The organism is Streptomyces sp. NPDC014891 (assembly GCF_043081085.1).
GTDB lineage: Bacteria > Actinomycetota > Actinomycetes > Streptomycetales > Streptomycetaceae > Streptomyces.
Window position 1 is genome coordinate 33,616 of sequence record NZ_JBIBWF010000014.1, and the last position, 19,660, is coordinate 53,275.

20 protein-coding genes are annotated in these 19,660 nt (G+C 73.9%); 7 read left to right on the forward strand and 13 right to left on the reverse strand.

Annotated elements, in window-relative coordinates:
• Positions 1-38: 38 nt before the first annotated feature.
• Positions 39-395 carry a hypothetical protein gene (locus ACF09E_RS31850; protein WP_392209203.1) on the forward strand — a complete coding sequence of 119 codons (357 nt, stop codon included), beginning with the start codon at positions 39-41 and terminating at the stop codon, positions 393-395.
• Between the two features lie 56 nt (positions 396-451).
• Here the strand turns inward: ACF09E_RS31850 and ACF09E_RS31855 are convergent, their stop codons facing one another.
• The 3 genes from ACF09E_RS31855 to ACF09E_RS31865 all read right to left on the reverse strand — a co-directional run bounded on the left by ACF09E_RS31855 (position 452) and on the right by ACF09E_RS31865 (position 2,480).
• The gene (locus tag ACF09E_RS31855; protein WP_392209204.1) at positions 452-1,036 is read right to left on the reverse strand and encodes a DUF3291 domain-containing protein; all 585 of its coding nucleotides are present in this window, start codon (positions 1,034-1,036) and stop codon (positions 452-454) included.
• Positions 1,037-1,067: 31 nt separating this feature from the next.
• Positions 1,068-1,808 carry a helix-turn-helix transcriptional regulator gene (locus ACF09E_RS31860; protein WP_392209206.1) on the reverse strand — a complete coding sequence of 247 codons (741 nt, stop codon included), beginning with the start codon at positions 1,806-1,808 and terminating at the stop codon, positions 1,068-1,070.
• A 66-nt stretch (positions 1,809-1,874) separates the two neighbouring features.
• On the reverse strand, positions 1,875-2,480 hold the full coding sequence (locus ACF09E_RS31865) for a GPP34 family phosphoprotein (RefSeq protein ID WP_388806922.1): 606 nt from the start codon (positions 2,478-2,480) through the stop codon (positions 1,875-1,877).
• Positions 2,481-3,115: 635 nt separating this feature from the next.
• On the opposite strand from ACF09E_RS31865, the gene recA reads away from it, so the two are divergent.
• Both recA and recX read left to right on the forward strand, forming a co-directional pair.
• Positions 3,116-4,258, forward strand: a complete 1,143-nt coding sequence (gene recA / locus ACF09E_RS31870) for a recombinase RecA (protein ID WP_392209209.1) — start codon at positions 3,116-3,118, stop codon at positions 4,256-4,258.
• Positions 4,259-4,262: 4 nt separating this feature from the next.
• Complete coding sequence (recX, locus tag ACF09E_RS31875; RefSeq protein WP_392209211.1) at positions 4,263-4,829, forward strand: recombination regulator RecX; 567 nt, start codon at positions 4,263-4,265, stop codon at positions 4,827-4,829.
• A 46-nt stretch (positions 4,830-4,875) separates the two neighbouring features.
• Here recX and ACF09E_RS31880 read toward each other — a convergent pair whose 3' ends face one another.
• From ACF09E_RS31880 to ACF09E_RS31915, 8 genes are all read right to left on the reverse strand, one after another.
• Entirely contained in the window at positions 4,876-5,295 is a 420-nt protein-coding gene (locus tag ACF09E_RS31880) for a rhodanese-like domain-containing protein (protein WP_392209212.1), read from the reverse strand.
• On the reverse strand, positions 5,292-5,870 hold the full coding sequence (locus ACF09E_RS31885; RefSeq protein WP_388806918.1) for a cysteine dioxygenase: 579 nt from the start codon (positions 5,868-5,870) through the stop codon (positions 5,292-5,294). The genes ACF09E_RS31880 and ACF09E_RS31885 overlap by 4 nt, the downstream gene beginning before the upstream one ends.
• Positions 5,871-5,976: 106 nt before the next feature.
• Positions 5,977-6,063 (reverse strand): putative leader peptide, encoded by an 87-nt coding sequence (locus ACF09E_RS31890; RefSeq protein ID WP_311605579.1) that lies wholly within the window; start codon positions 6,061-6,063, stop codon positions 5,977-5,979.
• Between the two features lie 32 nt (positions 6,064-6,095).
• A complete protein-coding gene (locus ACF09E_RS31895) occupies positions 6,096-7,874 on the reverse strand; it encodes an FAD-dependent monooxygenase (protein WP_392209214.1) in 1,779 nt (592 codons plus the stop codon).
• Positions 7,875-8,066: 192 nt separating this feature from the next.
• Positions 8,067-8,957, reverse strand: a complete 891-nt coding sequence (locus ACF09E_RS31900; protein WP_392209216.1) for an amino acid ABC transporter permease — start codon at positions 8,955-8,957, stop codon at positions 8,067-8,069.
• Complete coding sequence (locus ACF09E_RS31905) at positions 8,954-9,628, reverse strand: amino acid ABC transporter permease (RefSeq protein ID WP_361853606.1); 675 nt, start codon at positions 9,626-9,628, stop codon at positions 8,954-8,956. The genes ACF09E_RS31900 and ACF09E_RS31905 overlap by 4 nt, the downstream gene beginning before the upstream one ends.
• 119 nt (positions 9,629-9,747) lie before the next feature.
• A complete protein-coding gene (locus ACF09E_RS31910) occupies positions 9,748-10,569 on the reverse strand; it encodes a glutamate ABC transporter substrate-binding protein (RefSeq protein ID WP_361853603.1) in 822 nt (273 codons plus the stop codon).
• Between the two features lie 54 nt (positions 10,570-10,623).
• Entirely contained in the window at positions 10,624-11,421 is a 798-nt protein-coding gene (locus tag ACF09E_RS31915; RefSeq protein WP_388806912.1) for an amino acid ABC transporter ATP-binding protein, read from the reverse strand.
• A gap of 295 nt (positions 11,422-11,716) precedes the next feature.
• Here ACF09E_RS31915 and ACF09E_RS31920 point away from each other — a divergent pair, with 295 nt between their 5' ends.
• Together ACF09E_RS31920 and ACF09E_RS31925 are read left to right on the forward strand one after the other, a co-directional pair.
• Complete coding sequence (locus ACF09E_RS31920; RefSeq protein ID WP_392209218.1) at positions 11,717-12,430, forward strand: response regulator transcription factor; 714 nt, start codon at positions 11,717-11,719, stop codon at positions 12,428-12,430.
• An 18-nt stretch (positions 12,431-12,448) separates the two neighbouring features.
• Positions 12,449-13,885, forward strand: a complete 1,437-nt coding sequence (locus ACF09E_RS31925) for an ATP-binding protein (protein WP_392209220.1) — start codon at positions 12,449-12,451, stop codon at positions 13,883-13,885.
• On the opposite strand, the gene ACF09E_RS31930 is transcribed toward ACF09E_RS31925, so the two are convergent.
• The gene (locus tag ACF09E_RS31930; RefSeq protein ID WP_392209222.1) at positions 13,864-14,862 is read right to left on the reverse strand and encodes a TAXI family TRAP transporter solute-binding subunit; all 999 of its coding nucleotides are present in this window, start codon (positions 14,860-14,862) and stop codon (positions 13,864-13,866) included. The two genes, ACF09E_RS31925 and ACF09E_RS31930, sit on opposite strands and share 22 nt — an antisense overlap.
• Positions 14,863-15,539: 677 nt before the next feature.
• Complete coding sequence (locus tag ACF09E_RS31935; protein WP_392209224.1) at positions 15,540-17,198, reverse strand: glutamate--tRNA ligase; 1,659 nt, start codon at positions 17,196-17,198, stop codon at positions 15,540-15,542.
• A gap of 196 nt (positions 17,199-17,394) precedes the next feature.
• Here ACF09E_RS31935 and ACF09E_RS31940 point away from each other — a divergent pair, with 196 nt between their 5' ends.
• Positions 17,395-18,723, forward strand: a complete 1,329-nt coding sequence (locus ACF09E_RS31940) for an MFS transporter (protein ID WP_392209226.1) — start codon at positions 17,395-17,397, stop codon at positions 18,721-18,723.
• Entirely contained in the window at positions 18,720-19,637 is a 918-nt protein-coding gene (locus tag ACF09E_RS31945; protein WP_392209228.1) for a TIGR03619 family F420-dependent LLM class oxidoreductase, read from the forward strand. Before ACF09E_RS31940 ends, ACF09E_RS31945 begins: the two co-directional genes overlap by 4 nt.
• The last annotated feature ends 23 nt before the right edge of the window (positions 19,638-19,660 follow it).

The window sequence follows — 19,660 nt, forward strand, 5'->3', positions numbered from 1 at the left end:
GGCGGGCCGTGTCGGGTCGGGGGCTGCGGGGGGTTTCGATGATGTTCGGGTACGCGGACGAGTGGTGGGCGCTGCTGTTCGTGCCCGTGATCCTTTGGGTGCCGTTCGGACCCTTCCTCATGGGCGCCGTGGGGGTGTGGTGCGCCCGGCGGCCCGGGTGGTGGCCGCGGCTCTGGTCCGTGCTGCTGCCCCTGGTGCCCGTGGCGGTCTCGGCGACCGCGGTCGTGCTGCCCGTGGACGGCTGGGACGACCCCCGCCACACGGAGGACGTGCTCGGGTACGTCCTCGTCTACGTCCTGGGCCTCACGGTGCTGCCCTGGGTGCTGGGGTACGGGATCACCCGGGTGGTACGAGCGGTCCGGGCGCGTCGGGAACGGAGGCGCACGGACTCCTAGGGGGTGTCTTGCCGATCGGGCCGGGGCCCCGCGGGGTCTGATCGGCGGGACCCCCTTCAGGCGGGCGTGTCCCCCGCGGGCGCGGTTCCGGCGGGCGCGGGCGCGGTTCGGGCGGGCGCGGGTGCCCCGCCCGGCCGCGCCGCCGCGCCGCGCGGTGTCGCCCCCGCCTGCCTGGCCGCCTCGTCGGCGGTGGAGGCGGACGCGAAGGTGAACGCGCGCGGGGACGGGCCGTTCGTCCGCAGGTCCGCCAGCCGCTCCAGGGCCTCCTCGACGGTCGGGAGGTGTCCGGCGGGAACCCACCACAGCACCATGTGCGCCTCGACGTGCCGGGCGAACCACTCGCGCCGCCGCCGCATCACCTCCAGGTGCCCGCTGCGGTAGGCGAAGTCCCACAGCGCCTCCCGGCTCTCCCAGACCGACAGGTTGACGATGACGTCCTCGCCCGCCGGACGCAGGGCGGTGGCGTCCGGCGCGCCCTCGCCGACCAGCCGCCACACGAAGCCGGGTGCGGCGTCGGCGGCCGCGTTGACCGGGTCCAGCAGCTCGACGAACGGCGCCACGCGCGGGTCGTCGAGCGGGTGGAGGAGCGTGGCCAGGTTCAGCTGGGCGAGATGGACGGCGGCGTGCGGGGGTGCGGTCATGCCTCATCCCAGCACGACGCCGTTTTCTATGTCAATGATCGTTGTTTTTAGAATCCTCGACCACCACGCAGCACTCGCCCGGCCTCGCGTCCATGCGGGCGCGTACGGCACCGTCGGCGCCCAGCAGCCCTTCGAGCAGGGCGAGGTTCATGCCGCAGACGAGCGGCGGGAAGCGCTCCGCGACGGCGTGGAAGGGGCAGTTGCGCATCCGGACGACGCGCGCGGGCGCCGCCGCTCCCGGCGCCGATCCCGCCGTCGCGCCGAGGGGGTCCGTACGCGGATCGCCGTCGGCGCCGGCGGTCTCCAGGTGGGGTTCGTAGCCGCGGGCCGCCAGCGTCCGCATGGCCTCGTCGAGGCTGCCGCAGGGCGCCGCCGAGCCGCGCAGCCCCTCCCCGCGGCGGCGGGCGGCCGCGCGGAGCCCGGCGTCGAGCCCGGCCTCTTCGGCGGCCTCGGCGAGCAGCTCGGCGGCGGTGCGGTAGTCACGGGCCGGCAGGGAGACCGACCGCTCGGCCGACGCCCGTGTGTACACCTTGGCGGGGCGCCCGGCCCCCGGCCCCGAGCGCCCCGTCAGGCGACGGCTGCCGCTCTCCAGGAGCCCGGCGCCGGTCAGCTTGTCCAGGTGGTGCGCCGCGAGCGTGCGCGCCACCCCGGTGGCCTCGGCGGCCTCGTTGCGCCCGACCTCGCGTCCCTGCGCGACCACGTACGCGTACAGGCGTCGCCGCACCGGGTCCTGGAGCACGGCGATCGCGTCGATGTCCTGCGTGTCCTCCATCGGTCCATTCTAGAAACGACGCAGGTGGGAGATAGAAGGCCTCCGCGGGCCCGGGGGCGCCCGCGGTCAGGGGCCGCGCCAGACGTTGGCGAAGGCGGTGTTCTCGATGGTCCGCCGCTGGCGCACGGCCTCCAGCTCCATCACGGCCTCGTTGACGACCGCGACCACGGTGGTCACCGCCTCGTCCGCGAATCCCGGCTCCTCGTCGGACCACTCGCCGCCGACGCCCACGGCGGAGGCGAGGGCGGCCAGTACGGGCTCGCCCTCCTCCCGGCGGGCGGCGGCCCGCCGGCTCGCCTCCGTGTCGGCCGGCTCCACGGTCTCCGGGCCGAAGGGCAGCAGGCCGCTGCGCCTGCGCGTGAGCGCGCCGGCCTTCTCCAGGGTGCTCCGGTACGTGGCCGAGAGGTCGCGGCCCCGGCGCCACAGCCAGTCCTCGACCGGCTCGTAGGGCTCCTGCCGGACGAGCTCCGCCTCGGCCGCGGCGAGGAGACGGTCGTCCGGCGCCGACGGCGGGCCCGGCACGATCCGGTCCTCGTCGATGGCGGCCGCCCCCGAGCCGAGGAGATCGATCAGCTCGGCTCCCGCGAGCGCGAGCGACAGGTCCCCCTGGCCCACGGGACGCTCCGACCCCGGGTCCATGGCGATGATGAACAGGTCCTGCGCCGTGGTCATGAAGGCTCCCCTCGAAGGCGTCGGCATGGCGGGGCTCCCGCGCCGCCCGGCCGTCCCGGTCGTGACCGGTCGGGGGCGAAACGGCCGCCACGATCAGTATCGCTCGCCACTCGCGCGTCCGAAGCCCCGGCGGGCGGCGGGGAGTTCGGGGCGGCGCGGGGCCGGGGCGGCGCGGGGCCGGGACGGGGCGGGGACCGGGACGGGGCGGGGCTGGGACCGGGGTGATGCGGGGGTCGGGGCGATGCGGGGGCCGGGATGGTGTCGCGCGCGGCGAGCCGTGCCCGCCCGACCGGCCAACGGCCCTACGGTCGAAGGGGGGCGGGGGCGAGCCTCGGTCTACGGGGACGTGGGGCCGTGGAGCCTGGCCGTCCGCACCCGCCGTCCGCGCCCTGCCGGCCTCGCCCCCGCGGCGACGATCGGTGGGCGACGGCGGGGCCGAAGAGCCGGGGTCCGGCCCGGCGAGTGCGCTTGACACTGAAATCGAACATCCATTCTCATGGAAGCCCGGCCCTTGGAATCTCGGGCATTTCGCCGAGTTGTCCACAGGTCGGAGGGGACGTCGGGGCCCATTGTCAGTGGCAGGGGTTAGCGTCTTTCACATGAAGCGATCGACTCAAGCAAACCGGGTGGAACCCATGGCAGGAACCGACCGCGAGAAGGCGCTCGACGCCGCGCTCGCACAGATTGAACGCCAATTCGGCAAGGGCGCCGTGATGCGCATGGGCGACCGCACCCAGGAGCCGATCGAGGTGATCCCGACCGGATCGACCGCCCTCGACATCGCCCTCGGCGTCGGCGGCCTGCCGCGCGGCCGTGTCATCGAGGTCTACGGCCCGGAGTCCTCCGGCAAGACGACCCTGACCCTGCACGCGGTGGCCAACGCGCAGAAGGCCGGCGGTCAGGTGGCGTTCGTGGACGCCGAGCACGCCCTCGACCCCGAGTACGCCAGGAAGCTCGGCGTCGACATCGACAACCTGATCCTGTCCCAGCCGGACAACGGCGAGCAGGCCCTCGAGATCGTCGACATGCTGGTCCGCTCCGGCGCACTCGACCTGATCGTCATCGACTCCGTCGCCGCGCTCGTCCCGCGCGCGGAGATCGAGGGCGAGATGGGCGACTCCCACGTCGGCCTCCAGGCCCGTCTGATGAGCCAGGCGCTCCGGAAGATCACCAGCGCGCTCAACCAGTCCAAGACCACCGCGATCTTCATCAACCAGCTCCGCGAGAAGATCGGCGTGATGTTCGGCTCGCCGGAGACCACGACCGGTGGCCGCGCCCTCAAGTTCTACGCCTCGGTGCGCCTCGACATCCGCCGGATCGAGACCCTCAAGGACGGCACCGACGCGGTCGGCAACCGCACCCGCGTCAAGGTCGTCAAGAACAAGGTCGCGCCGCCCTTCAAGCAGGCCGAGTTCGACATCCTCTACGGCCAGGGCATCAGCCGCGAGGGCGGCCTGATCGACATGGGCGTGGAGCACGGCTTCGTGCGCAAGGCCGGCGCCTGGTACACGTACGAGGGCGACCAGCTCGGTCAGGGCAAGGAGAACGCCCGCAACTTCCTCAAGGACAACCCCGACCTCGCCGACGAGATCGAGAAGAAGATCAAGGAGAAGCTCGGCGTGGGCGTCCGGCCCGAGGCCGCCGACGCGGCGAAGGACGCGGCGAAGGACGCGGCCCCCGCCGCGGACGCCGCCGCCACGGACGAGGCCGCCAAGAGCGTCCCGGCACCCGCCACCAAGACCGCGAAGGCGACCAAGGCCACCGCGGTCAAGAGCTGACCCCGTGACCGGTCGCACCGAATGGCCGGGTGAAAGCCCCGACTCGTCGAGGGCCGAGAAAGAGCTGTCACCCCAAGACCCGGCCGAGCGGGCGCGGGCGATCTGCCTGCGCCTGCTCACCGGGACCCCCCGCACGCGCAAGCAGCTCGCCGACGCCCTGCGCAAGCGGGAGATCCCCGACGAGGTGGCCGAAGAGGTCCTCTCCCGCTTCGAGGACGTCGGACTCATCGACGACGCCGCCTTCGCCGGGGCCTGGGTGGAGTCCCGCCACCACGGCCGGGGCCTCGCCCGGCGGGCACTCGCCCGCGAACTGCGGACCAAGGGCGTCGAGCCCACCCTGATCCAGGAAGCGGTGGAGCAGCTCGACTCCGACCAGGAGGAGGCCACCGCGCGGGAGCTCGTCGCCCGCAAGCTGCGCGCCACCCGCGGTCTCGACCGCGACCGGCGCCTGAGACGGCTCGCCGGGATGCTCGCCCGCAAGGGCTATCCCGAGGGCATGGCCCTCCGTGTCGTCCGCCAGGCGCTGGAGGCCGAGGGCGAGGACACGGACGGGCTCGACGAGTCCTTCTGATCCCCGGGGGAGATCAGAAGGACGCGTCGGGCACCGGCCAGGCCCCCTAGCCCGCCGACGGGGGGAGCAGGACCGGGAGGCCCGCCGCCTTCCAGGCCTGGAAACCGCCGACCAGGTCGGTCGCCCGGTGCAGTCCCAGGCGGCGCAGGGACTCGGCCGCCAGGGACGAGGCGTAGCCCTCGTTGCAGAGCACCACCACCAGCAGGTCGTGGCCGGTGGCCTCCGGCGCGCGATGGCTGCCCTGCGGGTCGAGCCGCCACTCCAGCTCGTTCCGCTCCACGACCAGCGCGCCCGGGATCAGACCGTCCCGCTCGCGCAGGGCCGCGTAGCGGGTGTCCACCAGCAGCGCCTCGCCCGTCTCGTAGGCCTCGTAGGCGGCCCGCGGTTCGATCCGGTCGAGGCCCGACCTCACCTGCTCCAGGAGCTCGTCGATGCCGATGCGCTCGTCGCCGCCGTGGTCGCTCACTGCCAGTCCTCCGGACGCTCGACCTGCTCGAGACGGAGCACCGCGCCCGCCCGGCTGAAGCGCCGGATCAGGGGCAGCGGCGGATAGTAGGCGTGCACCGACACCGCGTGGGTGTCGGGGGACTCGTTGAGCACCTCGTGCACATGGTGGCGGCCGAAGGCGCGGCCACCGCCCTCGCCCAGCCGGCGGGAGCGGTCGAGGCCGTCGGCCAGCTCCAGCGTCTTCCAGCCGCTCGCCGGCAGGCGGACCGCCAGCGCGTTCTCGGTCAGGGTGCCGCGCGCGGTGGCGAAGGCGCCCTGCGACTCGGCGTGGTCGTGCCAGCCGGTACCCGTTCCGGGCGGCCAGCCGATGAGCCAGGCCTCGCTGCCGCCGGGACCCTCCAGCCGCACCCACGTACGGCCCTCGGGATCGAGCGGCAGGGAGTCGACGAGGTCGCGGTCCGCCGCGGTGCGCCGGACGAAGTCGAGCAGTTCGGCCGCCGTCGGGGCGCCGGGAGCCGGCGCGGCGGAGTCGGTGGGGGAGCCGGCGGCAGGGGCGGCGGCGCTCAGGGGGTGTGCGGGGGCGGGTCGGGACACGGGTGACCGTCCTGGGTTCGCTGAGGGCGCGCGGCGGCGGCACGGCACACGGGCGTACCTGGACGTACGGCGGTGGAGGCGGGGCGCGCGCGGGGAAGGGGCGAGATCAGCAGGACGGGCGACACACGCAGCCCGCGTAGCGGACGAGGTCCATATGGACCCTCCGCCACAGGCGCACATCGGTGTCGGTCACGTTCCGGAGTACACCATGTGCGCCTGCCGGAATCAATGCATGTCCGCTGAGCGGTCACTCCCCGTGGACGCCCCGGCGGCCCCCACCTTCGCCGCGGCCTTCGCTCCGGACCCCGTCCCGGCCCGGGCCGCCGCCTTCGTCCCGGTCCTCGCCCCGGCGTCCGTCCCGCTCTCCCCGCCGTCCTCCGGCGCGGCCGGATCGTCGGCCGGGGAGCCGCCGCGGACCGCGTCCGCCGCCGCGTACAGCTCCGCGGGATGGACGCCGGCGAAGGCCGCGGCGAGGTGCCCGTCGGGCCGCACCAGCAGGACGGCGTGGGCGGGGGCGCCCGGGTAGGCCTCCGTGACCAGGACCTCCGCCTTCGCCGGCAGGGCCGACACCGCCTCTTCGAGCCGGGGCATGACCCCGGCCCCGCGCCAGTGCCGCCGGTCCCACACCCCGGTGCCGGGGGCGACCAGGAGGACCAGGAGGCGGCCCTGACCGAGCCGGTCCCGGAGCCGTACCGTCGTGCCGTCCGGGGCGGTCACCCGGACGTCCTCGACCGGCGCCCCCTCCGGCGTGCCCACCGGGGTGCGGCCCACGGAGTACGGGGGCGCGAGAGGCGAGTGGGGGTACGCCGGGGGCGCGCCCAGCGGGCCGCGCCCCACATGGCCGTCGGTGAGCAGCGCGTCGTGCCCGCGCGCCGCCCCGGGGAGGTACGTCCGCAGGCCGCCGCCGCCCCGCAGGACCGGCAGCGACTGGTCGGCGGCGCGCAGCCGGTGGGCGACGGCCGCCCGCCGCTCGCTCTGGTAGCTGTCGAGCAGCCGCTCGGATGCCCCGTGGTGCCAGGTGTGGGCCAGCTTCCAGGCGAGGTTGTCGACGTCCCGCAGCCCCTCGTCGAGTCCCTGGGTGCCGACCGCGCCGAGCAGGTGCGCCGCGTCCCCGGCGAGCAGGACGCGGTCGACCCGCCAGCGGCGGGCGAGCCGGTGGTGGAGGGTGTGGACGCCGGTGTCGATGAGCTCGTACGGGGGCGTCACGCCGTCGCACCAGCCGGCCAGCGTCTCGCGGATCCGGGCGACGAGCGCGTCCGGGGTCACCAGGTCGCCCCGGGGCGGCAGCAGCCAGTCGATCCGCCACACCCCGTCGGGCAGCGGGCGGGCGGAGATCTCGTCGGGAGCGCCGCGCCACGGCGGCTGACGGTGCAGCAGGGCCTCGCCGGGCCAGGGGAGTTCGGTGCGGAGGGCGGCGACCGCGTGCCGCTCGACGGCCGTACGGCCCGGGAAGCGGATGCCGAGCAGCTTGCGCACGGTCGAGCGGGCGCCGTCGCAGCCCACGAGGTGGCTGCCGCGCCACCAGGTGCCCGCCGGGCCCCGGGTGTGGGCGACCACGCCGTCCCGGTCCTGCTCGATGGTGTCGAGCCGGGCCTCGGCGACGAGCCGGATCAGCTTCTGGTGCCCGATCGCGTCGCGCAGCCCGCGCGCCAGGGCGTGCTGGGGGATGTGCAGCGGTGCGGCGGGGGCGGACGGCGCGGCGGGGTCCTCGGACCACTCCTCCGTGCCGCCGAGTCCGACGTCGAGGGTGAGCGCGCGGACCACCTGCCGGCGGCGCATGCCGCGCCAGCCGACCCAGCGGACCCCCTCGTCACGGAGGGTGGTGCAGCCGAGCCGCTCGACCATCGCGGCCGTGTCGGCGCGCAGCACGACGCTGCGGGCGGGGCGTGGTTCGTCCTTGCCCGAGCCCTCGTCGAGGACGATGCTGGGCACGCCCTGCGCGGCGAGCGCGAGGGAGAGCGCGAGGCCGACCGGCCCCGCGCCCACGATGATCACCGGGTCCACGGCGCGGCTCCTGAAGGCCGGACGGTCATGGGGGCAGCACATACGAGTGTGGCACGAGCCCGGTGCTTGATCACAGACCGTATGCAACCCACTGAGGGTGCTTGCGTCAAGCGACGGGGTGGGCGCGGTGCGGCTGACCTGAAGTCAGTGCCGCTCCGGCCCACCCCTGTTGCCCCGCGGACCCCCGAGAGGTCAGGCGCCGCTGATGGCGTCGCTCTTCACCTCGGCGGGTCCGCCCTGGGCGGGGACGGTCGCCGCCGTGGACCTCTTCCCCTGCCGCAGGCGCCGCTCCAGGCGGCCGGCGAGGTGGGTGAGGAGGGAGTTGAGGAGGATGTAGATGAGCGCGATGACCACGAGGGTGGCGATCGTGTTGGCGCCGTAGTTGGCGGTGATCTGCCGGTTCTGGCTGAGCAGCTCCTCGAAGCCGAGGAGCGCGCCGCCGAGCGCCGTGTCCTTCACGATCACCACGAGCTGGCTGACCAGGGCCGGCAGCATCACGGTGACGGCCTGCGGCAGCAGGACGTACAGCATGGTCTGGCCCTTGCGCATGCCGAGCGCGACGGACGCGTCGCCCTGGCCGCGGGGCAGCGACAGCACACCGGCGCGGACGACCTCGGCGATCACCGAGGCGTTGTACAGCACCAGGCCGGTGACGACCGCGTACAGCGGGCGGAAGTCGGAGCTGATGGTCGTGAACTCCCGGTACAGGGCGGCCGCGAACATCATGAGGAGCAGGACCGGGATGGCCCGGAAGAACTCGACGACCGCGCCGACGGGCACCCGGACCCAGCGGTGGTCGGAGAGCCGGCCGATGCCCAGGGCCGCGCCGAGGGGCAGCGCGATCAGGATGGAGAGCACCGCGGCCTTGAGGGTCTCGACGAGGCCGGGCAGCAGGTACGTCGTCCAGACGTTGGCGTCGGTGACGAACGGGCTCCACTTGTCGGCGTCCAGCTGGTGCTTCTCGTCCAGGGCGCCGAGCACGTACCAGGCCGCGAGGGCGAGGACCGCCAGGAACAGGATCGTGTAGACGATGTTGCGCCGCTTGGCGCGCGGTCCGGGAGTGTCGTACAGGACGGAGCTCATCGCTTCACCGCCAGTCGCTTGGCCGCCCAGCCCAGGATGAGGCCGGTGGGGAGGGTGAGGACGATGAAGCCGAAGGCGAAGACGGCGAAGACGGCGAAGAGCGCGTCGGCCTCGTTCTCGATCATCTCCTTCATCAGGAACGCCGCGTCCGCGGCGCCGATCGCGGCCGCCACGGTGGTGTTCTTGGTGAGGGCGATCAGGACGTTGGCGAGCGGGGCCACCGCCGCGCGGAAGGCCTGCGGGAGGACCACCAGGGTGAGGACCTGGGTGAAGCTCATGCCCAGCGCCCGGGCGGCCTCCGCCTGGCCCGCGGGAACGGTGTTGATGCCCGACCGGAGCGCCTCGCAGACGAAGGTGCCGGTGTAGGCGATGAGTCCGAGGACGGCGAGCCGGAAGCCGATGTCCTCCGCGCGCTCGCCGCCGAGCGCGATGCTCAGGGTCTGGTTGAGGCCCAGCAGACACCCGACCAGGACCACCGTCAGCGGGGTGTTCCGGACGATGTTCACGTACGCGGTGCCGAAGGCGCGCATCAGCGGGACCGGGCTCACCCGCATGGAGACGAGGGCGGTGCCCCAGACCAGCGAGCCGATCGCCGAGTAGAGGGCGAGCTTCGCCGTCACCCAGAAGGCGCCGAGCAGGTCGTACTGCCCGGAATCAAGAAAGTCGAACACGATGCCCGCGCTCTCCCCTGGTGGTCGGTCGGGTGTGAAGACCGGTGCGTGTGCAGCGGCCGGTGCCGGTGGGACGGCCGCCCCGGGAGGGGGCGGCCGTCACGGCCGGTCGGGTCGGATCAGTTCTCGACCTTGGGCGCGGGCTCGTACTTGTAGCCGGACGGGCCGAAGTGCTCCTTGACGAGCTTCTCCCAGGTGCCGTCGGAGACCATCTTCTCCAGCGCCTTGTTGATCTTGCCGCGCAGCTCGTCGTCGCCCTTCTTGACGCCGATGCCGTACTTCTCGTCGCTCATCCGCAGGCCGGCCAGCTTGAACTTGCCCTGGTGGCTCTTCTGCGAGGCGTAGCCCGCGAGGATGGAGTCGTCGGTGGTCAGGGCGTCGACGGCCTTGTTCTCCAGGCCGGTCAGGCACTCGGAGTAGCCGCCGAGCTGCTGGAGGTCGGCCTTGGGGGCGAGCTTCTCCTTGACGTTCTGCGCGGAGGTCGAGCCGGTGACCGAGCAGAGCTTCTTGGAGTTGAGGTCCTCGACCTTGGTGATCGAGCTGTCGTCGGCGCGCACGAGCAGGTCCTGGTGGGCCAGGAAGTACGGACCGGCGAAGTCGACCTCCTTCTTGCGCTTGTCGTTGATCGAGTAGCTGGCGACGACGAACTTCACGTCACCGTTCTTGATCAGGTTCTCGCGCTCGGCGCTGGGCGCCTGCTTGAAGGTGATCTTGTCCTCGGGGAAGCCGAGCTCCTTGGCGACGTAGCGCGCCACGTCCACGTCGAAGCCGACGTACTTGCCGTCCGGGGCCTTCAGGCCGAGGCCGGGCTGGTCGAACTTGATGCCGATGTTGATCTTGTCACCGTTGCTGCCGGAGTCCGATCCGGTGCCACAGGCGGTGGCGGTCAGCGCGAGGACGACGGCGGCCGCGGCGGCGGCAGGGGTGCGACGAAGCTTCATCGAGGAATGTCCCTTGGTCTAGAAGTGAGTGGGGAAGAATAGGCCCGAACTCGCTCAGTGGTGAAGGATCTTGGAGAGGAAGTCCTTCGCCCGGTCGCTGCGCGGGTTGCTGAAGAACTCCTCGGGCGTCGCCTGCTCGACGATGCGGCCGTCCGCCATGAACACGACCCGGTTGGCGGCGGAGCGCGCGAAGCCCATCTCGTGGGTCACGACGACCATCGTCATCCCGTCCCGGGCCAGTTGCTGCATGACCTCGAGGACCTCGTTGATCATCTCGGGGTCCAGCGCGGACGTCGGCTCGTCGAACAGCATGACCTTCGGGTCCATCGCGAGCGCGCGGGCGATCGCCACGCGCTGCTGCTGGCCGCCGGAGAGCTGCGCCGGGTACTTGTCCGCCTGGGTGCCGACGCCGACCCTGTCGAGCAGGGCGCGGGCCTTCTCCTCGGCGGCCTTCTTCTCCGTCTTCCGGACCTTGATCTGGCCCAGCATCACGTTCTCGAGCACCGTCTTGTGCGCGAAGAGGTTGAACGACTGGAAGACCATGCCGACGTCGGAACGCAGGCGCGCGAGCTCCTTGCCCTCCGCCGGCAGCGGCTTGCCGTCGATGGTGATGGTGCCGGAGTCGACGCTCTCCAGCCGGTTGATCGTGCGGCACAGCGTCGACTTGCCGGACCCGGAGGGTCCGATGACGACCACGACCTCGCCGCGGCTGATCGTCAGATCGATGTCCTGGAGGACATGCAGCGCGCCGAAGTGCTTGTTCACGCCGGACAGTACGACCAGGTCGTCCGCGGGGCGCGGGGTGTCCTCGGGCCCCCTGGGCACGGACTTGGACACTGACTCTCCGCTCATCGGGCTCTAGCTCCGTCCTCCTCGGTTGGGGAGGACACTAGAGACCCGATGTGATGACCGTCATCACATCTGAGCGGAAATTGAGGATAACGATCCGGCCGCAACCGGACACAGTGTGTGAACGGGACAGCCGGGGCCGTACCGGCTGCATAACGGAAACGCCGCCGTCACAGGGGGACACTTGACTGTGACACCGGACATCGGTGTTCATGCCCTGGTACCACCTGGTACACAGAGAGCCGCCATCAGGACCGCGACCGGCGCGGCCACGAAGATCCCCACGGAGGAGGCACGTATGCGACTGCTGCTCGTCGAGGACGACGACCACGTCGCCGCCGCCCTCTCCGCGATCCTCGCGAAGCACGGCTTCACGGTGACCCACGCCCGCAACGGCGAGGAGGCGCTCCAGGCCGTGCTCCCCACGGCCCAGGGCGAGCGCCCCACGTACGGCGTGATCCTGCTGGACCTCGGCCTGCCCGACCAGGACGGCTACCAGGTCTGCGGCCGCATCCGGAAGCTCACCACCACCCCGGTGATCATGGTGACCGCGCGCGGCGACGTGCGCTCGCGGATCCACGGGCTGAACCTCGGCGCCGACGACTACGTCGTCAAGCCCTACGACCCCGGTGAGCTCCTCGCCCGCATCCACGCCGTCAGCCGGCGCAACACCGGCCCGGAGGAGACGACGGGAGCCGGCGCACCCGCCGACGGGACCCAGCTGCGGCTCGGCTCCGTCACCATCGAGCTGCCCACCCGCCGCGTCAGCGTCGACGGCGAGAGCGTGCCCCTCACCCGCAAGGAGTTCGACCTGCTGGCCCTCCTCGCGCAGCGGCCCGGCGTCGTCTTCCGCCGCGAGCAGATCATCAGCGAGGTCTGGCGCACCAGTTGGGAGGGGACCGGCCGCACGCTGGAGGTGCACGTCGCCTCCCTGCGCTCCAAGCTCCGGATGCCCACCCTGATCGAGACCGTACGGGGCGTGGGCTACCGCCTGGTCGCCCCCGCCGCGTAACCGCCGGACGGCCCCTCCGTGCGCACCCGCCTCCTCCCGCTGCTCATCGTGCTGATGGCCGGCGTCCTGCTGGCCCTCGGCTTCCCGCTCGCCGCCAGCCTCGCCGCCTCCGAGCAGCAGCGGGTCGTCGTCGACCGCCTCGACGACGCCGCCCGGTTCGCCGCGCTCGCCCAGTTCGTCAGCGAGACCAGCCCCGGCACCGACGAGCGCCGCACCACACTCGGCGGCGAACTCGCCAGCTACCACGACGTGTACGACATCCGGGCCGGCATCTTCTACCGCGACAACCGGTCCATGGCCGCCGCCCCCGAGGACTGGGTGGTCCCCTACGAAGGGGAGGGCCGCCGTGCCTTCAACGAGTCGCTGCTCGGCCGCCGCAGCCACGACCCGCCCCAGGTGTGGCCCTGGCAGGCCCACGCCCGGCTGATCATCGCCTCACCGGTCGTCCGCGACGGCGACGTCGTCGCGGTCGTCGTCACCGACTCGCCGACCGGCCAGCTCCGGCTCCGCATCCTGCGCGGCTGGCTGCTGATCTTCGCCGGCGAGTCCCTGGCCATGCTGGTCGCCGTCGGCGCCGCCTTCCGGCTGACCGGCTGGGTCCTGCGGCCCGTCCGCGTCCTCGACTCCGTCACCCACGACATCGCCACCGGCCGGATGAACTCCCGGGTCGCGGCGACCGGCGGCCCGCCCGAGCTCCGCCGCCTCGCGCTCTCCTTCAACGAGATGGCCGACAACGTCGAGGAGGCGCTCGAACAGCAGCGGGCGTTCGTCGCCGACGCCTCCCACCAGCTGCGCAACCCGCTCGCCGCACTCCTGCTGCGGATCGAGCTGCTCGCCATGGAGCTCCCCGAGGGGAACGAGGAGATCGCCTCCGTACGGACCGAGGGCAAGCGCCTCTCGCAGGTCCTCGACGACCTCCTCGGCCTGGCGCTCGCCGAGCACACGGCGGCCGAGCTGCAGCTCGTCGACGTCGGCGCGCTCGCCGCCGAGCGGGTCGCGTCCTGGCGGCCGGTCGCCGACGACAAGGGTGTCGTGCTCACCGGGGAGTGCGGGGCCGTCACGGCCTGGGCGGACCCGGTGGCGCTCTCCAGCGCACTGGACGCGGTGATCGACAACGCGGTGAAGTTCACCCCGGCCGGGGAGGAGGTCACCGTCACGGCGGAGCCGGTGCCCGGCGGGGGCGAGGTCGCCGTCGTCGTGGCGGACCACGGCCCCGGCCTCACGGACGAGGAGCTGGACCGCGTCGGCGACCGCTTCTGGCGCGCGGGCCGCCACCAGAACGTCAAGGGATCGGGCCTCGGCCTCTCGATCACCCGCGTCCTGCTCACGGCGGGCGGCGGCGGCATCTCCTTCGCGCCGAACGAGCCCCACGGGCTGCGCGTGACGGTGACCGTGCCCCGGAACCAGCCGGCGGCGAAGGGCGACCGCGAGGGTCAGGGCTTCACCGATCGGTAGTAGCGGCGGGCACCCTCGTGGAGGGTCAGCGGCTCGGTGTAGACGGCGGTCCGCAGGTCCACCAGCTGGGCCGGGTGCACCTTGCTGCCGATCCGGTCCCTGCTCCTGATCACCGTCCGGGTGAAGCCCTCCACCAGGTCCGCGTCGGCGTCCACCGTGGTGACCAGGAGGTTCGCCACCGCCAGGGTCTCGATCTCGTGGCCGTCCTGCGCCTTGGCGTACGAGTCGGCCGGGATCACCGCCGACCGGTAGTGGCGGGTCGACCCGCCCACGTCGTGGAGCCGGTCGACCAGCGCCTTGTCCAGGGGGAGCAGCCGGATCTCGTAGTTCTCGGCGAGGGTCTGCACGGCCTGGGTCGGCAGACCGCCCGACCAGAAGAAGGCGTCGAGCTCGCCCCGCTCCAGGAGCCCGGGCATCGTGTTGATGCCCAGGGAGTACGCCTCGACGTCCCGGTCGGGGGTCAGGCCGGCGGCGGCGAGCACCCGGTCGGCGATCAGCCGCACGCCGGAGCCGTCCTGGCCGACGCCCACCTTGAGGCCGCGCAGGTCCCGCACGGTCTGCAGGTCGGAGCCCTTCCGCACGACGAGCTGGACGTAGTCGTCGTAGAGGCGCGCGCAGCCGCGCAGCCGCTCGAAGCCGGGCCGGCGCTCCCGCTGGTACTGGGCGACGGCGTCGGCCGTCGCGATGGTGAAGTCGGCCTTGCCCGAGGCCACCCGGGACAGGTTCTGCTGGGAGCCCTCGCTGTCGGTGAGGGATATCGACACCTCGGGCATGTCCTGCGCCAGGGCCTGCTTGAGCAGCGCCCCGTACCGCTGGTAGACGCCGGTGGGCACTCCCGTGCTGAAGGTGAGGGAGCCGCTCGGCACGGGAGAGCCGAAGGGGACCAGCCACCACACCAGCACTCCGCACACCGCGAGCAGCGCGACCGCGCCCGTGAGGACACGGCGGCGGGCGGCGCGGGTGAGGGAGGCGAACATGCTGGCGATCCTGCCAGGCGGTGGGCGTGTCTGGCCAGGATCGATTGCGTGAGGTCGATCGGGGGCGGGGCGGTGGGGTGGGGGAGAAGGGGGCCGGGTGGGCCCGTGGAACCCGGGCCCGGTGCAGCGGGGACGGGCCTCCAGGCCCGTCGGGGAGGGGACAGGCCTCCGTGTCTGGTGCGGCGGGGGCAGGTCTCCGTGCCGGGTGCGGCGTGTGGGGTCTGGCGCGGCGGGTGCTGCGGGTGGTGTCCGTCGCGGGCCGGGCCCGTCGCCGTGCCGCGGTCCGGCGGTGTCCCGGCGCCGTCCCGCGTGCGCTCCGCCGAAGTGGTGAGCGGCCTCCGGGACGCGCGCCGCACCGTGTGTCCTGCCGGGGCGCCGACGCCCCGCGGGCTAGCGTCTGGATGCGCTCGGTGATCTTGAGGGCTGTCCCCGGCCCGCCCCTGGCGTCCCCCGCCGAGCCACGAACCCGCCCCTGGCGTCCCCCGCCGTGCCACCCCTGTCCCAGGGAGTTCCGATGACCGCACCGACGGTGCCGGCGCGCCGCCCACCGGCCGCCGACGCCCACTCCCCGCCCCCGCTCCGTACACCGCGACGCGGGGCCCCGACGGTCCGGCCCGCCCGGGCCGGGGGGTCGGCGGGAGGCGCGCCGGACCGTGCCGGCGGGTGCCGCCCGCGCCTCACCCCGCCACGGCGGTGAGGCGGCGCAGCACCTCGGCCGGGCCCAGGGCCCGGGCCACGGCGAACAGGTCGGGGCTGCGGGTGGCGCCGGTCAGCGCGACCCGCACCACGTTCGCGACCATCCGCGGCGGGCCCGCCCAGCGGCCGGGGTCCCGGCGCCAGGAGGCCGTGTCCGGGGCGTGCCCGTGCCGCTCGGCCAGCTCGCGGAGCGCGCCGTACCAGGCTTCCGGCGTCACGGCGGCCCCCTCCCGGGCCGGCCCGGCGGCGAAGTCGGCGGCGATCCGGCGCACGAGCTCCGGGGCCAGGCCGCCGTACCGGTCGTCGTCGGCGGCCGGGGGCGCACCGAAGAGCTCCGCGAAGAAGAAGCCGTAGCGGTCCCGGAAGCAGGACCAGCGGTCCAGGTCCTTGCGGGCGGGCGCCCCCTCGGGCCGGCCCGCCGCCAGCGCGGCCAGGGCCTGCTCCCGCTGCCCGGCGAGGACGGATCCGAGCTCCGGGTCGTACTCCTCCGCCCAGGCGAGCAGCTGGCCGTACAGCTCGTCGGGACTCAGCGACGCGATGAACTCCCGGCTCAGGGAGTGCAGTTTGGGGAGGTCCAGCAGCGGCCCGGAGGGGCGCATGCCGTCGAGCCGGACCGGGGCGGCGAGCGCCTCGGCCGTGGGCACGTCCATGAGCCGGATGTTGGCCAGCCCCCGCAGGTAGTGCTGGACGGCCGCCGGCGGATACCCGGCGGACAGGTAGTAGTCCACCGACGCCTCGGGGTCCTTGCGCTTGCTGAGCTTGCGCCGGGAGGGCCCCTCGGCCTTCATCAGCGGCGCCAGGTGCGCGTACGCGGGCGGTTCGAAGCCCAGTGCCGCGTGGAGCTGGAGGTGCACCGGCGTCGAGGACAGCCACTCCTCGCCGCGCACCACCAGCGAGACCCGCATCAGGTGGTCGTCCACCACGTGCGCCAAGTGATAGGTGGGCAGCGGGAGTTCCTCCTGCGAGGACTTGAGTAGCACGATGTCGTTGCCGTTGTCCTGCATGGTGACCCCCGCGCGGATCCGGTCCGTGAACCGGACCCGGCCGGGGAACTCGTACGGGCAGCGGAACCGCACGACGTACGGCTCGCCGGCCGACAGCCGCCGCGCCGCCTCCTCCGGGGGCAGCGTCCGGCACGGCGCCCACCTGCCGTAGTAGCCGATGGGGGAGCGGCCCGCGCGCTGCTCCTCCGCGCTGCGGGCCAGCCGCTCCTTGTCGCAGAAGCACGGGTACGCGCGGTCCCGCCGCAGCAGTGCGCGCACCTGGCTCAGGTAGACGTCGCGGCGCTCCGACTGGAGGTACGGGCCCCACTCCCCGTCACCGGCGACCCCGCCCTCGTCGGGCGCGAGCCCGAAGGCCGCGAGCAGCCGGGAGAACTCCTCGGCGGCCCCCGCCACTTGGCGTGACCGGTCGGTGTCCTCGACGCGCAGGACGTGCACGCCGCCCGACTGGTGGGCCAGGGCGCGCGCGACGGCCGCCGTGTAGAGGCCGCCGATGTGCAGGTGCCCGGTGGGGCTCGGGGCGAAGCGCGTCACCTCGGCGCCCTCCGGCAGGGCGCGCGACGGGAAGCGGCGCTCCCAGTCGGCCGGTTCCGGGAGATCGGGCGGGAACATCGCGTTGATGACGGACAGGTCGAGCACGGTGGACTCCCTCCGGGGGTTCCTCGATCGATCCACCGTAGGCCGGTGACCGGCCGATTCCGGGGGAGCGGGGGCGCGAGGCTGCGGAACCCCGAACCCACTTCGGTGCTGCGGGCCCCGTCCGGCGCGCACGGTCAGTAGCGTCCGGAGGGCCGCTCCGTACGACACGGACGGTCGTGGAACCGAAAGGGACGTGATGGGCGGCACGCGTGCGGTGGCCCTGCTGGCGCTGGGCTCCTTCGCCATGGGGACCGACGCCTACGCGATGGCGGGACTGCTCCCGGACATCGGCGCCGACCTGGGGGTGTCCGTCTCCCTCGCCGGGCAGTCCGTCACCGCCTTCACCCTCTGCTACGCCCTCGCCGCACCGCTCTTCTCGGCGGTCCTCGCCCGCTGGGGCACCCGTACGGTCCTGGTGACCGCGCTGGTGGTCTTCGTCCTCGCCAACGCCGGTACCGCGCTGACCGGTTCGTACGCCGGGCTCCTCGGCACCCGCGCCCTGGCCGGCGCCGCGGCGGGCCTGTTCACCCCGGCGGCGGCCACCGCGGCCGTCGCGCTCGTGCCGCCCGAGCGCCGCGGACGCGCCCTCGGCCTGGTCCTCGGCGGGATGAGCGCGGGTACGGTCCTCGGCGTGCCGCTCGGCCTGCTCGTGGCGGCCGACGCGGGCTGGCGCGCCGCCCTGTGGCTGATCACCGGCCTCGGAGCGGTCGCGCTCGCCGGGGTGGGAGCCGGGCTGCCGCCGGTCCGCGGAGCGGCGGCCCCCTCGCTGAGGTCCCGGTTCGCCGCCCTCGCCCGGCCCCGGGTCGCCGTGGTCGTCGCCGTCACCTTCACCCAGACCGTCGCCAGCCTCGGGCTCTACACCTATCTGGAACCGGTCCTGCACCGGGTCGCCGACGTCGGCGACGCCGTGCCGTACCTCTGGGTCTGGGGCATCGGCGGGGTCTGCGGCAGCCTCCTCGCCGGCACCCTCGTCGACCGGACCGGGCGGCCCGCCCTGCTGGCCGTCGCCCTGCTCGGCACCCTCGCCGCCGCCCTGACCCTGCTCCCGTGGGCCGGGGCCGTCCCCGGCCTCGTCCTGCTGCCCCTGCTCGTGTGGGGGGCGGTCGGCTGGGCCTTCGTCGTCCCCCAGCAGCACCGGCTGCTCGCGGGCGAAGCGGGCGAAGGGCACGCCGGTGCCGCCGCCGTCGGCCTCAACAGCTCCGCCACCTACCTCGGCGGCGCCGTCGGCTCCGCCCTCGGCGGCCTCGCCCTCGCCCACGGGCTCGACGCCCGCTGGCTCCCGCTCCCCGCCGCCGGGGTCGCGCTCGCGGGAGTCCTCTTCCACCTCATCGCGGTGCGCGTGCCGGCCGGACCCGCCGGAGCCCCCGGCGCCGGAGCCGGAGCCGACGGCCGGGACGCCGGGACGGACCCGCGTGACGCCGGGGCCGACGGGCGCGGCACCGCGACCGACCACCGTGACAGCAACGGGACCGGAGCCGCGGGTGGTGCGACCGCGACCGACGCCCTGGAAAGGAACACGCCATGAAGTTCGGCGTCAATCTGCCCAACTACGGCCCCGAGGCCACCCCCGACGCCCTCGCCGACTGGGCGCTGCGGGTCGAGTCGATGGGCTACCACTACGCGATGGTCTCCGACCACGTCGCGCTCACCCCGGACGTGCAGCACCTCTTCCCCGCCCCGTTCTACGACCCCTTCGCGACCCTCGCGTGGCTCGCGGGCGTCACGCGGACCGTCGGGCTCGGGACCACGGTGGCGATCCTCCCGTACCGGCATCCCGTGCACACGGCCCGCGTCGCCGCCAACATCGACCGGTTCAGCAACGGCCGGCTCGTCTTCGGCGCCGCCGCCGGCTGGGCCGCCCGGGAGTTCGCCGTCCTCGACGTCCCGTACCGCAAGAGGGGGGCGATCAGCGACGAGTACCTCGCCGCCATCAAGGCCTGCTGGGCCTCCGAGGTGGCCTCGTTCGACGGCGCTCACGTCTCCTTCCGCGAGGTGCACACCGGTCCGCTGCCCGTTCAGCGGCCCGGTCCGCCGGTCTGGGTCGGCGGCCACAGCTACGGCGCGCTCCGCCGGGCCGTCCGGCTCGGCGACGCCTGGCACCCCACCTCCGTCTCCGGCGACTGGCTCCTGGGCGTCGGCCTGCCGGCGCTCCGCCAGGTCGCCGAGGAGCACGAGCGGCCCGTCCCCGGCCTCTGCCCCCGGATCAAACTCCGCGTCACCCCGCGGCCGCTGGGCCCCCGCCGCCTGCTCGGCGAGGGCACGGCGGCGCAGATCGCCGACGACCTCGGACTCCTCCAGGACCTCGGCGCCCGCGCGGTCGTCCTCGACCCCACCTACCCGGGCGACCGGCGCGAGGCGGGCCGCACCGCCCGGGACCTCGACGTCCTGGAGGCACTGGTCAAGGAGGTCATCGACGTGGACGCCGGCTGCGTACGATGACCGAACGGCGGCAGCGGGAGGGG